9 protein-coding genes are annotated in these 15,773 nt (G+C 70.7%); 4 read left to right on the top strand and 5 right to left on the bottom strand.

Annotated elements, in window-relative coordinates:
• Positions 1–114: 114 nt before the first annotated feature.
• Both AB0F88_RS35375 and AB0F88_RS35370 read right to left on the bottom strand, forming a co-directional pair.
• Positions 115–1,755, bottom strand: coding sequence for an FAD-dependent oxidoreductase (locus AB0F88_RS35375; RefSeq protein WP_362694530.1), 1,641 nt, complete (start codon positions 1,753–1,755; stop codon positions 115–117).
• 35 nt (positions 1,756–1,790) lie between these two features.
• Positions 1,791–2,831, bottom strand: a complete 1,041-nt coding sequence (locus tag AB0F88_RS35370; RefSeq protein ID WP_362694527.1) for a LacI family DNA-binding transcriptional regulator — start codon at positions 2,829–2,831, stop codon at positions 1,791–1,793.
• A 232-nt stretch (positions 2,832–3,063) separates the two neighbouring features.
• Between AB0F88_RS35370 and AB0F88_RS35365 the strand changes: the two genes are divergently transcribed.
• The 3 genes from AB0F88_RS35365 to AB0F88_RS35355 all read left to right on the top strand — a co-directional run bounded on the left by AB0F88_RS35365 (position 3,064) and on the right by AB0F88_RS35355 (position 6,942).
• The gene (locus AB0F88_RS35365) at positions 3,064–4,095 is read left to right on the top strand and encodes a hypothetical protein (protein WP_362694524.1); all 1,032 of its coding nucleotides are present in this window, start codon (positions 3,064–3,066) and stop codon (positions 4,093–4,095) included.
• A gap of 232 nt (positions 4,096–4,327) precedes the next feature.
• Complete coding sequence (locus AB0F88_RS35360) at positions 4,328–4,810, top strand: metallophosphoesterase family protein (RefSeq protein ID WP_362694521.1); 483 nt, start codon at positions 4,328–4,330, stop codon at positions 4,808–4,810.
• A gap of 320 nt (positions 4,811–5,130) precedes the next feature.
• A complete protein-coding gene (locus tag AB0F88_RS35355) occupies positions 5,131–6,942 on the top strand; it encodes a ThuA domain-containing protein (protein WP_362694518.1) in 1,812 nt (603 codons plus the stop codon).
• Positions 6,943–7,060: 118 nt separating this feature from the next.
• Here the strand turns inward: AB0F88_RS35355 and AB0F88_RS35350 are convergent, their stop codons facing one another.
• The 3 genes from AB0F88_RS35350 to AB0F88_RS35340 all read right to left on the bottom strand — a co-directional run bounded on the left by AB0F88_RS35350 (position 7,061) and on the right by AB0F88_RS35340 (position 13,134).
• Positions 7,061–7,909, bottom strand: coding sequence for an LLM class flavin-dependent oxidoreductase (locus tag AB0F88_RS35350; protein ID WP_362694514.1), 849 nt, complete (start codon positions 7,907–7,909; stop codon positions 7,061–7,063).
• A gap of 366 nt (positions 7,910–8,275) precedes the next feature.
• Positions 8,276–10,072 carry a lectin gene (locus tag AB0F88_RS35345; RefSeq protein ID WP_362694511.1) on the bottom strand — a complete coding sequence of 599 codons (1,797 nt, stop codon included), beginning with the start codon at positions 10,070–10,072 and terminating at the stop codon, positions 8,276–8,278.
• A gap of 119 nt (positions 10,073–10,191) precedes the next feature.
• The gene (locus AB0F88_RS35340) at positions 10,192–13,134 is read right to left on the bottom strand and encodes a lectin (protein WP_362694508.1); all 2,943 of its coding nucleotides are present in this window, start codon (positions 13,132–13,134) and stop codon (positions 10,192–10,194) included.
• Between the two features lie 909 nt (positions 13,135–14,043).
• Between AB0F88_RS35340 and AB0F88_RS35335 the strand changes: the two genes are divergently transcribed.
• Positions 14,044–15,495 carry an arabinofuranosidase catalytic domain-containing protein gene (locus AB0F88_RS35335; protein ID WP_362694505.1) on the top strand — a complete coding sequence of 484 codons (1,452 nt, stop codon included), beginning with the start codon at positions 14,044–14,046 and terminating at the stop codon, positions 15,493–15,495.
• Positions 15,496–15,773: the final 278 nt, after the last annotated feature.

Here is a 15,773-nt window from a genome sequence, read left to right as displayed (position 1 = left end):
GGTGGGTGACCGGTCGCCCGGCCGGTGCCGCTCGTCCGGCCGATAGCCGGTCATGGCCGATCGGTGGCCGGTCGGTAGCCGGTCACGGCCGACCGGCGGCCGGTCGGTGACCGGTCAGTAACCGATCACCTGCGGCCAGCGCAGCTCGACGCCGTCGCGGGTGAGCCGCCGCTGGAAGTCGGCGAGCAGGTCCTCGTCCTCGCGTACGGCGTGCGGGGTGGTGGCGTTGTCCAGGCAGAAGGCCGCGAGGGCGCCCGCGGCCTCGCCGACGTTCCACTCCACCGGGTGCAGCCGGTAGGCCCCGTTGGTGATGTGGGTGGTGCCGATGTTCTTGGACGCGGGCAGCAGGTTGGTCATCCGCTGCGGGACGAGCGCGCCGAGGGGGATCTCGAACGGCGAGCTCGCCACGTCGATGTAGTTGTCGCCCCCGGTGGAGGGGTGCAGGTCGATGCGGTACATCCCCACCCCGACGGAGTCGGCGTAGCTCACCGCGCCCTTGTCGCCGCGCACCGCGAGCGAGAGGTCCTGCTCGGCCACGGTGTACAGGGCGCGGACGCGGCGCGACTCGCGGATGTAGGGGGCCTGGGCCAGTCCGCCCTCACCGCCGCCGGTGACGTCGCCGCGCAGGCGCAGGCCGGGAAAACCGGTCCCGCCGTCGGCGCGCGGCGCCTCGGTCTGCATCCAGTACAGCACCGAGCGGGACAGCTCGCGGGCGGCGGCCACGTGCGCGGCGGCGTCCGGCACGTCGATGACCGGACCCTCCAGGTAGTCGATCATCGGCCAGTTGACCAGGGTGATGTCGCTGGCGTAGGCGCCGTCGGCGAAGTTGCGCCGCGCGGCGATCCTGCGGAACGTCCACAGGTTCGCGTCGCCGGGGTTGAGCCGCTGATCGGCCTCCACCAGCAGCGGGTCGTCGTCCGGGTTGGGAGTGAAGGAACGTTCCACGATCTCCAGGGTCCTGGGGTGCGGGCAGCGCCAGGACAGCAGCCGGTCGCCCCAGAAGCCGGGCTGGTAGCTCTTCCAGAACTCGTAGGCGGCGGGCCTGTCGATGGTGTGGTCGCCGTCGACGTGGTCGATCGCGAAACACACCGAGACGGCCTGCATGTTCATCGGCTGGGCCTCGGCGGGCGCGCTCGGCTCGCCGGTGTCGCCCTGCGACTCGAACCCCGTCACGTACTCGGTGCCGGTCAGCGGCAGCAGCTCGCCCGTCTCGGTGGCGTCCAGCACGTACGGCGCGACGGCCGTGACCTCCCCGCCCCCGTCCCGGCGCTCCAGGCGCACGGCACGCACCCGGTCGCCGTCGACCTCCGCGCCGACCGGTCGGTACGGCTGCAGCACGCGCAGCCGCCCCGAGCCCCGGTAGGGCGCGAGCATCGCCTCGATCACCGCGACCGCGACGCGCGGCTCGTGGCACAGGCGGCTCACGTGCCCGGCGCCCGGGTTCAGCTCCCGCCAGGCCCGCGACCGCGCGGTGAGCGGGTAGTGGTCGCGGTAGTAGCCGCGGATGCCGTCGCGCAGCGCCCGGTAGGAGGCCGTGACGCCGAACCGCTCCACCCAGGAGTGCTCGTCGGGCGGCACGGCCTGGCTGGTCAGCTGCCCGCCGAGCCAGTCGTACTCCTCGGTCAGGATCACGGTGCGCCCGGCCCGCAGCAGCGCCAGGGCGGCGGCGACGCCGCCCAGCCCGCCGCCGACGACCACCGCGTCCGCCGATATCTCCACCACGTCGGGGGTCTCTCCCATCATCGTCGTTCTCACTGCCTTCTCGCCGTTGCCGGCACTCTTGTTCGGTCTCACTGCGGTCGGCTCCGGGCCGGCGCCAGCGTGGATCCCTCGACCAGCTCGCAGGCCAGCAGCTCCTGCGGTGTCCCCCCGCCGCCCTCCAGCACCTCCGCCAGCAGCTCAACGGCCCTGCGGCCCATCTCCTGCCGGGGGATGCGGAACCCGGTGAGGTCGACGTCGACGCGGACGGGCCTGGTCGGCGCGCCCAGCGCGAGGATCGACAGGTCGCCGGGGATCGTGAGACCCCGCTCGCCCGCCGCGTGCATGATCGCCACGGCGTCGGCGGGCTCCTCGACGAAGGCCGCGGTCACCCCGGTGGCCGACAGCTCCCCCAGGATCTCCTCGGGGGTCCTGCCGGTCACCGGCACGTGCGACCCCTCGGCGCCGACGGCGGCCACCGCCTCGCGGAAGCCGCGCATGCGGTCGGCCGGCGACTCGGCGCCCGCCCCGGTGCCGACGTAGGCCAGCCTCCGGTGGCCGAGCCCCGACGCCCGGTCAACCAGGGCGCGCACCGCGGGCGAGTAATCGGCGCCCACGTACGGCACCGGGGCGCCCGCGTCGTCACGGCGGCCGATGGAGACGAAGGGGATGCCCTCCGCCAGCAGCCGGGCCAGGTCGTCGCGGTCGACGGCGCGCCCGAGGAGCACGCAGCCGTCGGCGAGCCGCACCCGGCTGTCCTCGTTGAAGATCCGGCGCCGCTCCCCCGCGGCCCTGGCACTGGTGAACAGCAGCAGGTCGCAGCCCATCTCCTCGGCGCACTCCTCGATGCCGAGCAGGAAGGGGTGGTAGAAGTCGGCGCTCGCGGTCGGGAAGACCGCCTCGTAGGTGAAGACGCCCAGGATGCGGTTGCGCCGCTCGGCGAGCCGCCGGGCGATCGGGTCGGCGACGTACCCGGTCTCCCTGATCACCCTCAGCACCCGCTCGCGCGTCTCCGGGGCGATGCGGACCTCGGCGTCGGTCCGGTTGTTGAGGACGAGCGACACCGTCGTCTGGCTCACCCCCGCGATGCGGGCGATGTCCTGCTGGGTGAGTCGGCGGCCGGGGGAGGTCACGATCCGTAGCGTCCCATCTGATGATAATGCGCATTAGCGGGGTTGGGACGTCATCCTGCAATCAGCCACCGGATCCTGTCAAGAGCCGGAGGCCGGGATCGTGAAATGGAAATTTCGCCTGTGATAATTCGTATTAGCACCTTGACGGGCGGGCGAGTCCGGCCGAACCTTTGCGATCAGAGAGATGTCCTCACCATCACTCACGGTGAAAGTTGTCGCGAAGGGACGGTCAATGTCTGAACCCCTCCTGGACCGCCGCGGACTCCTGCGCGCGGCGGTCGGCGCCGGCGTGGCCGGCGGTCTCGGGCTCGCCCTCCCCGGGGCGGCCACGGCGGCGATCGCGGAGGCGTCCGCGCCGGCCGGTACGGCAGCCGCGCTGGGACCCGCCGGATTTCCCACGTACCAGTACATCGGCACGCCGTTCGACAAGGCGAGGCTGCGCTACAACCCGACCAACGAGCTGATCTTCCCCTGCGTCCGGGGCATGTACGACAAGATCGCGAGCCCGCTGGGGCGCTACTACCTCTACTACGCCCCGCACGACCGGCCAGGCGGTATCTGCTTGGCCTACGGCAACGCGCTCGGCGGCCCGTTCACCGAGTATCCGAACAACCCGATCATCTCCAACACCTGGTCGCCGCACTACTCGGTGAGCCACGTCTCGTCGCCGCACATCATCTGGAACGCCGCCGACCGGCAGTTCTACATGTACTTCCACGGCGAGAACAACACCACCCGGATGGCCTGGTCGACCGACGGCGTGCGCTTCACCTACCACGGCACGGTGCTGACCACCGCGATGATCCCCGGATCGACGGAGACCTCCTACGCCAGGGTCTTCGAGCACGCGGTCCCGGGGCTGGGCAACAAGTACGTCATGATCTTCATGGGCGTCACCAGCGGCTCCCGCAAGATCTTCTGGGGCTGGTCGTCCAACGGCAAGGACTGGCGGTTCGACCCGACCCCGCTGGTGTCGCCGGGCCCCGACGGGCAGAGCGACCTGTCCGGGCCGCACCTGCTCAAGCGCAACGGCACCGCGTACGTCGTCTACCACGGCAACAGCGGGAACATGTTCCTCACCGAGGTGGGCAACGCCTTCGACCGGGAGGTCCACCTCGGCGTCTTCCACCGGCCCCTGACCGGTGCGCCCGACGGCGGTCGCAGCGCGGCGCCCTCCTTCGGCACCGACGGCGGCGTGGAGTACATGTTCTACGAGGCGGGCCAGCGGAGCGGGTCGACGATCGCCGTCGCCCGCGCCGTCTAGGAACCCGCGCTCCCGGGCAGCACATTCTCGGGCAGCACGCTCCCTGACAGCACGTTCCCGGACGGCGCGCTCCCTGAACAGCACGCTCCCGGACGGCGCCCCCGCGGAGCCGTCCGGGCCGGGCTCGCGCGGCCCGGCCCGGAACCGGCCGGACGCCACGCGACCCGGGGCGCGAGCCGCCGGACCTCCCCGGTAAGAGGCCTTCCCGGGGCACCGGTGGGAGCATGGAGTCATGAACGTGGTGGTGCTGTCCGACACCCACGCGCCCCGGCGGTGGAAGTCGTGCCCGCCGGCCGTGGCCGAGCATCTGCGGGGCGCGGACCTGATCCTGCACGCGGGTGACATCTGCGTCGCCGGGGTGCTGGACGAGCTCGCCGCCTACGCCCCGGTGCGCGCGGTCAAGGGCAACAACGACGGGCCGGACGTGGTGGCCCCCGAGACGCTGGAGCTGGATCTCGGCGGGCTGCGCGTGGCGATGATCCACGACAGCGGCGCGGCCCAGGGGCGGTTCGCCCGGATGCGGCGCCGGTTTCCCGAGGCCGACCTGGTGGTGTTCGGGCACTCCCACATACCGCTGGACCACGGCGACGACGGGTTTCGCATCTTCAACCCGGGATCGCCCACCGACCGCCGACGCCAGCCCCACGGCACCCTGGGCGCCCTGCGCGTCGAGGGGGGCCGCCTCGTCGAGGCGAGGATCGTCCCCGTCACCTGACCCGCCGGCGGCACGGGAACGTCACCTGACCCGCCGGCACGGGAACCGCACCCGCCGCCGGCGTCGGAACCGCGAACGGCCCTCCGGGGGGCGGGGGCGGCCGACGCGCCCGGCCCGCGAGACGAAATATCCGGCGCCCACCTGCGCCACCGTCGCCGGTTGCCGATTCGTCACCTTCCATCAAGGTGCGCGGCACGATATACACGTGTTACGCACCGGTTAATTGTTCTTCGAAACAAATAAAGCACCGAGCACCACGGCAACCAGCGCGGCGGCGCGCGCCTTGCCTGACTTATCCCCCAGGTCAGGAAAGGATCCCCATGTCACAACGTTCTCGGCTCTGGAGTCGGCTGCTCTCCACGACACCCTCGATCGCGGACGACACCGCGGCGGCACCGGCGGCACCGGCGCGGCGATCCCCCGGAAGGACGGCCGGGCGGAGGGTCGCCCGAAGCGGCCTGGCGGCCTCCGTGGCCGCGATGGTCGGCGCGGCCATGTTCGTCCCCACCGCGGCCCAGGCCGCCGACCCCGCCTACCAGGTGCTGGTCTTCTCCAAGACGGCCGGCTTCCGGCACGACTCGATCCCCGCGGGCCTCCAGGCGATCCGCGACCTGGGCTCGGCCAACAACTTCACCGTCACCGCCACCGAGGACGCGGGAGCCTTCACCGCGTCCAACCTGGCGCGTTTCAAGGCGGTGGTGTTCCTCAGCACCACCGGGGACGTGCTCAACGGCACCCAGCAGACCGCCTTCGAGTCCTATGTCAACGGGGGCGGCGGCTACGTCGGCATCCACGCCGCCGCCGACACCGAGTACGACTGGCCGTACTACGGCAACCTGGCGGGCGCCTGGTTCAAGGGGCATCCGGCCATCCAGCAGGCGACGGTCAGGACCGAGGACCGCGCGCACGCGGCCACCGCCCACCTGGGTCCGGCCTGGTCGAGAAGCGACGAGTGGTACAACTACCGCACCAACCCGCGCAACAGCGCGCGAGTGCTGCAGAACCTCGACGAGGGCAGCTACAGCGGCGGCGACATGGGCGACCACCCGATCACCTGGTGCCGCCCGATGGCGTCCGGCCGCTCGTTCTACACCGGGCTCGGGCACACGGCGGGCTCCTACACCGAGACGGGCTTCCGCTCGCTGCTGCTCGGCGGCATCCGGTACGCGGCCGGGATGGCCAAGGCCGACTGCCGCCCGGAGACCGGCTACACGAGCCTGTACAACGGCTCGACCACCGGCTGGACGCAGAGCGGCCCGGGCGGTTTCACCAACACCGACGCCACCCTCACCTCCACCGGAGGCATGGGCGTGCTGTGGTACTCGGCGAAGAAGTACTTCTCCTACTCGCTGAAGCTGGACTGGCGGGTCGCCGGGGACGACAATTCGGGCGTCTTCGTGGGCATGTCGGCCTCCGACCCCACGAACACCTCCAAGGGGTACGAGGTCCAGATCGACGCCACCGACGCGGTCGACCGCACCACCGGGTCCGTCTACGCGGTCAAGGCCGCCGACATCGCGGCCCGCGACGCGGCCCTGAACCCGCCGGGCGCGTGGAACACCTACGAGCTCCTCGTCCAGGGCGAGCGGCTCCAGGTCTTCCTCAACGGCGTCAGGATCAACGACTTCACCAACACCGACCCGGCCCGCAGCATCCGCGAGGGGCACATCGGCATCCAGAACCACGGCACGGGCGACGACGTCTCCTTCCGCAACGTCCGGATCAAGGAACTGGGCGGCACCGGCCCGATCCAGACCACGGCCGAGGCGGAGTCCTACACCTCCAACTCGGGCGTGCAGATCGCCGACCACGGCCCGGCCAGCGGCGGCAGGACGGCCGGGTTCATCGAGAACGGCGACTGGGCCGGCTACTCCTCGATCAGCACGGCCGGCGCCACCGCCTTCGGCGCCCGCGTCTCCTCCGCCGGATCCGGCGGCACCATCCAGGTCCGCTCGGGATCGGCCACCGGGACCGTCCTCGGCTCGGTGGCCGTGCCGAACACCGGGGGCTGGGAGACCTTCCAGAACGTCTCCACCCCGCTGACCGGGTCGGCCTCGGGGCCGCTGTTCCTCACCTTCGCCGGCGGCGGCGGGTTCCTGTTCGACGTCGACACCCTCACCCTCACCAGGTGAACCACGGCCCGTGGCGCGCCGGCCCGGCGCGCCACGGGCCCTGCCCGGCGGGAGACCCCGGAGGCGGCACCGGCGAAGGGTCCGTAAAAGCCCCTCCCCCGGCCGTCCGCCGTGGCCGTCAGCCGACCAGGCCGGCGAGCCGGTCGACCTGGTCGGCGTCACGGGCCCAGCAGTAGAGCATCACCTCGTCGGCGCCGAGGTCCGTGAACGCGCCGATCGCGTCACGGATCCGCTCCGGCGTGGTGAGCATGTTCTCGACGACCCGGGTGGTGTCGCCCAGGAAGCCGTAGTAGGAGGTGATCTCCTCCGTGGCGTCCAGGACGGTGTCCTCGGGGCCGAGGGCGACGTTGACCTGCGCGACCATGCGAGGCCGTCCGTGCCGTCCCGCCTGGGTCCAGGACCTCTCGACGTCGCGCATGAGCCCGCCGGCCATGCCGGCGGGCGCGGCGCACAGGTACCCGTCCCCCCATCGGGCGACGCGCTCCACGGCGGCGGGGGCGAAGGCACCGATCAGGATCTCCGGGCCGCCCTCGAGGACGGGGGCCGGGCCGATCGGGCCGACCTCCTCGCTGTAGGGCTCACCGGACCAGACGCTCCGCAGCGTCGCCAGCTGCCGGTCGAGCCGGTGCCCGCGACCCCGGACGTCGACTCCCGCGGCGAGGTAGTCGTCCTGGCGTGTCCCGATCCCGATCCCGAGGGTGAAACGGCCGCCGGACATGCGGTCCAGGGTCGCGGCCTGCTTGGCGAGCAGCGCCGATTCGCGAAGGGGACCGAGCAGCACCTCGGTCTGTACGCGGATCCTCGAGGTGGCCCCCGCGATGGCAGCCAGCGTGATCAGGGGCTCGGGGTTCGAGTAGACGAGACGGTCGAGCAGGCCAAGGGTGGTGAAGGGGCCGGCGTCGGCACGCCGGGCCCAGGAAAGCAGCGACAAAGGATCGCTGATGGGCAGGCCAAGACCTACGTTCATGGAATCCAACCTCCAGAAGGGCACGCGAGAAGAACTGCCGCCCCTCCAGCACCGGGCACGGTCACCGTGCGCGGCGCGCTCCCGTACTGCGACGTCTTTCCGGGGAGCGCGATCCTTGGAGTGCCACCATTCTACCCACCACCCCTCCCCCACCCCGAGCTCAGGCCCGCCCGGGACGCGCGGTCATTCCACCACCTTCACGTCGTGCCCGTGATCGTCCTCATCGTCCTTCCTGGCGATGATCTGCCTGAACCCGCCGACGATAGTGAGATCGCTGCCGCGCCGGCCGCTCCCGGCCGGCGAGGACAACCCTGGAGCCGGCCGCCAGGGGGGGCGGACCGGCTCCAGGGTCGCGTCACGTCGTGGTCATCCCCGGGTCCACTTCTGGTTGTTGGCGCCCAGGCAGGTCCAGATGTGCACCTTGGTGCCGTTGGCGGTGCCGTTGCCGGACACGTCCAGGCACTTGCCGCTGCCGATCGCGGTGATGGTGTTGTCGGAGTTCAGGCGCCACTTCTGGTTGTTCTGGCCGTTGCAGTCCCAGATGAGCACCGCGGTGCCGTTGGCGGTCCCGGCCCCGTTCACGTCCAGGCACTTGTTGCCGTACACCCGCAGCTCACCCGATGCGGTCGTGGTCCACTGCTGGTTGGACCGGCCGTTGCAGTCCCAGATCTGCACCGCGGCGCCGTTGGCCTGCGAGGCGCCGGAGACGTCCAGGCACCGGCCCGACGCCACGCCCCGCAACGCGCTCGTGTTGGCGGTCGGGGTCGGCGTCGGGGTCGGGGTCGGGGTCGGGGTCGGGCCGCCCAGTTCCTTGATGCGGATGTTGCGGAACGACGCCACGTCGGGGGACCCGTGGTTCTGGATGCCGATGTAGCCCTGCTGCAGCGAGCGGACCGGGTCGGTGTTGGTGAAGTCGTTGATCTTCACGCCGTTCAGGAACACCTGCAGCCGCTCACCCTCCACCAGCAGCTCGTAGGTGTTCCACTGACCCGGCGGGTTCAGCGCCGCGTCGCGTGCGGCGATGTCCGCCGCCTTGAAGCCGTAGATCGCGCCTGTCGTCTTGTCCGCGCTGTCGGTCGCGTCGATCTGCACCTCGTGCCCGGTGTTGAGCGCCGTGTTCGGGTCACCGGTGGCCGGGAACCCGACGATCACCCCGGAGTTGGAGTCGCCGTTCACCCTCCAGTCGAGCTTGAGCGAGTAGGAGCCGAACTCCTTGGCGTTGTACCACAGCATGCCCATGCCGCCCTGGGAGCTCAGCGTGGCGGAGCTGTTGGTGAACGACCCCGGCCCGGCCTGCGTCCAGCCCGTCGTCGACCCGTTGTACAACGTCGTGTAGCCGGTCTCCGGGCGGCAGTCGGCGTTGGTCGCCTTGGCGGCGTACCGGATCCCGCCCAGCAGGAGCGTGCGGAAGTTCGAGTCCGCGTACGACTCCTGGGTGTGCCCCAGGCCGGTGTAGAACGAGCGGCCGGACGCCATCGGGCGGCACCAGGTGATCGGGTGGTCGCCCATGCCGCCGCCGCTGTAGGTGCTCTCGTCCAGGTTCTGCAGGACGCGCACGTTCGGGCGGGGGTTGCTCCGGAAGCTGTACCACTCGTCGGTCCGCGTCCAGGTCGTCCCCAGGTGGGCGGTCGCGGCGTGCGCCCGGTTCTCGTTGCGCACGGTGGCCTGCTGGATCGCCGGGTGGCTGTTGAACCAGGCGCCCACCAGCTGCCCGTAGTACGGCCAGTTGTACTCGGTGTCGGCGGCCGAGTGCACGCCCACGTAACCGCCGCCGCCGTCCACGTACGACTGGAAGGCGTTCTGCTGGCTGTCGTTCAGCACGTCACCGGTGGTGTTGAGGAACACCACCGCCTTGTACCGGGCGAGGTTGGACGTGTTGAAGACACCGGCGTCCTCGGTGGCCGTGACGGCGAAGTCGTTGGCGGACCCCAGGTCGCGGATGGTCTGGATCCCGGCGGGGATCGCGTCGTGCCGGAATCCGGCCGTCTTGGAGAAGACCAGCACCTCGAAGGCGGCGGCCTGGGCGGGAAGCGCGGAGATCACGGTCGTGGCGGCGGCGGCGCTGAGCGCCAGCGCGGCCACCGACAGGCGTCGCAGCACGGAGGTCCTCCGGCCGCCACCCCCGGTGCGCCCGAGCGCGGCGGGGATCAGATGTCGAAGCATGGGTGTCCTTCCGTCGTGGCGCCCGGGGCGGCCCTTCCGGTGATGAGCCGGGCCGCGCCGGGCGCCACATCGATGACGTGCTCGTGGTGTGGTCGGGGTCGCGTGGTGTGGCGGATCGCCTAGACGCGGGTCCACTTCTGGTTGTTGGCACCCAGGCAGGTCCAGATGTAGACCTTGGTGCCGTTGGCGGTGCCGTTGCCGGACACGTCCAGGCACTTGCCGCTGCCGATCGCGGTGATGGTGCCGTCGGAGTTGAAGCGCCACTTCTGGTTGTTCTGGCCGTTGCAGTCCCAGATGAGCACCGCGGTGCCGTCGGCGGTCCCGGCCCCGCTCACGTCCAGGCACTTGTTGCCGTACACCCGCAGCTCACCCGAGCTGTTGGAGGTCCACCGCTGGTTGGTGCCCCCGTTGCAGTCCCAGATGTTGACCGTGGCGCCGTTGGCCTGCGAGGCGCCGGAGACGTCCAGGCACCGGTTCGACGCCACTCCCCGCAACGCGCTCGTGTCGCCGGAGGGCGTCGGGGTCGGCGACGGCGACGGCGACGTGCCGGTGTCGAAGGTGTAGGCGTCCAGGTCGAACAGGTAGCCCTGGCCGGTCGCGCCGCGGAAGACGAGGTACAGCGTCGTGGCGCCGCTCGGCGCGCCGCTCAGGCTCGCCGAGACGTTGGCGAAGGTCTCCCAGCTGCCGGTGCTCCCGACGTTGACCGTGCTCAGCAGCGTGCCCGTGGCCGAGCCCGCGCGGACCTCGATCCGGCCGCCCACGCCCGCCGAGGACACCCGCGCGGTGAACCTGTTGGCGCCGCTCAGGTTGTACGGCGTGAAGGAGATCCAGTCGCCGTCGTCGACGAAGCCCACGGTCTTGCCGCCCTCGGCGCTGGTGTGGTCGGCCGTCTGCACGCCCTGCTGGGCGCCGAAGTGCTCGGCCTGGCGGTGCCGTGGCTGCAGCGTCCGGCTGCTGGTGGAGGTGAGGCCGCCCGCGTCGGTGTAGGAGGCCACGAAGACGCCGTAGATGTTCGCCGCGGTGTCGTGCTCGCCGTCGACCGGTACCGCGATGGAGCCGCTGCAGCCGGTCCTGGAGGTGATCTCGTGGGCGTGGCTGTCATGGCCCAGCGAGTAGGTCACCTTCACCTTGGAGCAGTCGATCGTGCCGTCCTCCGGGTCGCTCACGGTGACCTGGAACGGCACGGTGTCTCCGAAGGAGAACAGCTGGCCGTTGCCGGGGTTCGTGAGCGTGACGGACGGGGCGGTGTTGCCGACGGACACGGCGACGCTCGAGCCTCCGGGCAGCCCCTGCGGGTCGCGGACGGTGAGCGTGGCGGTGTACGAGCCGTTGGTGGTGTAGGTCTTGGTCGGGTTGGCGGCGGTGGAGGTGGTGCCGTCGCCGAAGTTCCACGAGTACGACAGCGCGCCGCCCTCGGGGTCGGAGCTGCCCGCCGAGGAGAAGTTCACCGTGAGCGGAGCCGGTCCCGAGGTCTTGTCGGCCGAGGCCTTGGCGATCGGGTTGCGGTTGGCGGCCTGGCCGATGTACTCGATCCGGTAGAGCGCCTGGTTGTTGCTGCCGGTGCCGTAGTCCAGCACGTACAGCGCCCCGTCGGGGCCGAAGGCCATGTCCATCACCTGCGTGCCCGACCAGGGGAACGCGGAGATCTCGCCGTAGCCGCCGTCGCTCTTCACCTCGATGGCCTTGATCCAGCGGCGGCCGTACTCGCCGGCGAAGAACCGTCCGTCGAGCACCTGGGGGAACTTGACGCTGGAGTTCAGGTTCGCGTCGAACCGGTAGACCGGGCCGCCCATCGGCGACTCCGAGCCGCTGCCGAACTCCGGCGGCGAGCCGGAGTCACCGGCGTACTTGATCCACGCCGGCTTGGCCGCGGGCAGCGTGGTCAGACCGGTGTTGCGGAAGGAGTTGTTGGTCGGGCCACCCGAGCAGTTGAACTTCGGGCCGGTGCTGTTGGAGGAGAAGTTCCACTCGTTGTAGGTCTCGTTGGTGGAGTTGCTCCCCGTGCAGTACGGCCAGCCGTAGTTGCCGGCGCTGGTGATGCGGTTGAACTCCACCTGCCCGCTCGGACCCCGGCTGGAGTTGGTCGACCCCGCGTCCGGCCCGTAGTCGCCCAGGTAGACGACGCCGGTCGCCTTGTCGACGCTCATCCGGAACGGGTTGCGCAGACCCATCGCGTAGATTTCCGGCCGCGTCCTCGCCGTACCCTGCGCGAACAGGTTGCCGCTGGGGATCGTGTAGGTGCCGTCCGCCTGCGGCTTGATCCGCAGGAGCTTGCCGCGCAGGTCGTTGGTGTTGCCGGCCGAGCGCTGCGCGTCGTACTGCGGGTTGCGGTTGGTCCGCTCGTCGATCGGGGAGTAGCCCGCCGACTCGAAGGGGTTGGTGTCGTCGCCGGTGGTCAGGTACAGGTTGCCCTGCGCGTCGAAGTCGAGGTCACCGCCCGCGTGACAGCACTGGCCGCGGTCGTTGGCGACCCGCAGGACCACCTTCTCGCTGGCCGTGTCGAGCGTCTCGTCCGACTTGAGGGTGAAGCGCGACAGGTAGAACTCGCCCTTCCACTGGTCGAACTGCGCCTGGGTGCCGGTGGCCGGGGCGTCGCCGGTCGGCGTGCTCAGCCGGGGCGAGTAGTACAGCCAGACGTGCCGGTTCGTGGCGAAGTTCGGATCGACCGCCACCCCCTGGAGGCCCTCCTCGTCGTGGGCGTAGACGTTGAGCCTGGCGGCCACCTTCGTGTTGCCGCCGGCGTCGGTCACGCGCAGCGTGCCGTCGCGGGACGTGTGGAGGACCGACCGGTTCGGCAGCACGGCCAGTGACATCGCCTCACCCAGCTCGTTGCCGCCCGACGCGAGCGGCACCTGCTGGTAGTCGGACGCAGGGATGTTCAGCGCGAGCGCCTGGGATTGCGCACCCGCACCGCCGGCGCCGGACGACGACGCGTGCAGGGCGGGGGTGGCGGCGAGGGTGGAGGTGGCCGGGGCGACGATGGCGAACGCCGCGGCCAGCACCGCGGCGACGACGCCGGTCAGGACCGGTCTGCGCGCCACGGCGGGCGAAGGTGGTTGCACGGTGGTTCCTTTGGGGGGTGGGGATGCGGGTCAGGTCACGCCTTCCTCAGGGGGGTGACGCCCTCCCGAGGTGGAGACCGTGGAGGGCGCGGTGAGGCGAGGCTGTGGACGACGACACGGCCGGCCACGACGCGGAGTGCCGCGAAGCGCCTCCACATCCCGTTCATGTGATCCAGCCGCGGAGGCACCGGAGGGATCGCCCCCGGGACCTCACTACCAATTACGTTCCGACCACTTATCCCAGTCAAGGCCTTAAGCCCACTTATTTCACAATATGCACACCGCGATTCTGGCCACAGTTAGCCGCTTAACGCTGCCATCTGCGGTGATGTCCGGAACTAAGTTTCCTGCACCGAAACTTCCCGTATGAAACGTTCAGATGTATCGTACTGATCGGGCCCCGCACGATCCGCCGCGAAGGCGACCCCGACGACCGCCGCGGCGAGATCCGGCAGCGCCCCTTCTCCCGGCCTCCGGCCGCAACCGGATCCGAACCGGTTCGACCTCGAGGCCTTCAGGCGGGTCGCGAGCAGGCGGGCGGGACGGACGGACGTTCCTTCGGGCCCGGCTCCCGGCGACATGCGAGCATCGCCGACGAGAGCCGACCACGAGGAGAATCCGGCAGGCAGCCGGGCAGGACTGAGTCTTGACAAGCGGTCCGACCGTCGTATGTGCTTCGCTGTACACCACCGCCCGCTCCTCCCCGGTGGGTTCAGAACCCTGTCGAATCGATTCGCATTCGTAGTGGCGACCGGCTTCCCGACGAGCCTCGCGGTCTTCCGAGCGCGCCTTTCTCCGCCAGGCTCTACTCCCAAGGAGCACGACATGCAGGATTCACCCGTTCCCTTATCGGTCCGTATGACCCGTGGACGGCGCTCTCGAACGGCCGTCATCGCCTCTGTCATAACGGTGCTGACGACCCTCCTGGCCACCGGCCTGACCTGGTGGGCACCGGCCTCGGCGGCGACCACGCCACTGGTGGGCACGGCGTCGGGCCGGTGCCTGGACGTCTCCGGCGCCTCGCAGGCCAACGGCGCCGCGGTCAACATCTGGGACTGCAACGGACAGTCCAACCAGCAGTGGACCACGACCGCCTCGAACGAGCTGCGGGTGTACGGCGGCAAGTGCCTGGACGCCTACGGCGGGGGCACCGCCGACGGCACCGCGGTGATCATCTGGGACTGCAACGGCCAGAACAACCAGAAGTGGCGCCTGAACTCCGACGGCACTGTCACCGCGGTCGGCAGCGGCAAGTGCCTGGACGTGTCCGCCAACGGCACCGCCAACGGCACCAAGGTGCACATCTGGACCTGCCACGGCGGCACCAACCAGAAATGGTCCACCGGAACCCAGCCCAGCCCGTCGCCGACCGTGACCCCGACGCCGCCCCCGCCCGGCGCGCGCCCGTGCGACATCTACGCCTCGGGCGGCACGCCGTGCGTGGCCGCGCACAGCACGACCCGGGCGCTCTACGGCGCCTACGGCGGCAACCTGTACCAGGTCAGGCGCTCCTCCGACAGCACGACCCGGAACATCGGCGTCCTGACCGCGGGCGGCGTCGCCAACGCCGCGGCGCAGGACTCGTTCTGCACCGGCACCACATGCGTCATCACGGTCCTGTACGACCAGTCCGGCCGGGGCAACGACCTGTGGTACCAGGGATCCAGCGTGGTCCCCGGCTCCCCCCAGAGCAGGCCCGCGACCGCGACCACCGAGTCGCTCACCGTCGGAGGCAACAAGGCGTACTCCCTCTACATCAACCCCGGCAACAGCTACTGGCGGGACGGCCACCTGACCGGCGTCCCCACGGGCAGCGCACCCGAGGGCATGTACATGGTGACCAGTGGCACCCACGTCAACAGCGGCTGCTGCTTCGACTACGGCAACAGCGAGACCACCAGGAAGGCCGACGCCGCCGGCGCCATGGACGCCATCAACTTCAGCACCCAGTGCTGGTTCGGCGGCTGCTCCGGGACCGGCCCCTGGGTCCAGGCCGACCTGGAATGGGGTCTGTTCCCCGGTGGCAGCCAGGCGTGGAACCCCAACCAGCGGGCCTTCCCCCACAAGTTCGTCACCGCCACGCTGAAGAACAACGGCACGACCCGGTTCGCGATCAAGGGCAGCAACGCCCAGTCCGGCAGCCTGTACACCCTGTACGACGGCCAGCTCCCCAACGGCTACAGCCCGATGAAGAAGCAGGGGGCCATCATCCTGGGCAGCGGCGGCGACTGCTGCAAGCCCGACGGCGGCGCCAACCTCAGTGCCGGCACCTTCTACGAAGGGGCCATGGTCGCCGGCTACCCCACCGACGCCACCGAGAACGCCGTCCAGGCCAACGTGATCGCCGCCGGCTACCGCTGACCGGTCCCGGCATCCGCAGGATCGATTCGTGGGCACTGCCGTGGGCACTGCGGCACCCCTTTCTTCCACGGCCACCGGGCCGCCCCGCGTCGGGGGCGGCCCGGTCGGCTCAGTACTGGCGGGTGGGCAGGGCTTCCTTGGCCTGCTCCTGGGTGAAGGTGGTCTCCTCGGTCACCACACGCTCCGGGACCTGCTCACCGGCGACGACCTTCTTGGCCAGGTCCATCAGCTGGGGGCCGAGCAGCGGGCTGCACTCGACGATGTAGCTGATCTTCCCG

Origin of the sequence: Streptosporangium sp. NPDC023963 (assembly GCF_040639135.1) — a bacterium.
Taxonomy (GTDB): Bacteria; Actinomycetota; Actinomycetes; order Streptosporangiales; family Streptosporangiaceae; genus Streptosporangium.
This window is presented reverse-complemented; position numbering and strand designations above follow the sequence as displayed.

What these genes read in the sequence shown, in the direction of transcription:
- AB0F88_RS35365 (WP_362694524.1), top strand. Translation starts at nt 3,064, where the DNA reads ATGTCTGAACCCCTCCTGGACCGCCGCGGACTCCTGCGCGCGGCGGTC.
- AB0F88_RS35360 (WP_362694521.1), top strand. Translation starts at nt 4,328, where the DNA reads ATGAACGTGGTGGTGCTGTCCGACACCCACGCGCCCCGGCGGTGGAAG.
- AB0F88_RS35355 (WP_362694518.1), top strand. Translation starts at nt 5,131, where the DNA reads ATGTCACAACGTTCTCGGCTCTGGAGTCGGCTGCTCTCCACGACACCC.
- AB0F88_RS35350 (WP_362694514.1), bottom strand. Translation starts at nt 7,909, where the DNA reads ATGAACGTAGGTCTTGGCCTGCCCATCAGCGATCCTTTGTCGCTGCTT.
- AB0F88_RS35345 (WP_362694511.1), bottom strand. Translation starts at nt 10,072, where the DNA reads ATGCTTCGACATCTGATCCCCGCCGCGCTCGGGCGCACCGGGGGTGGC.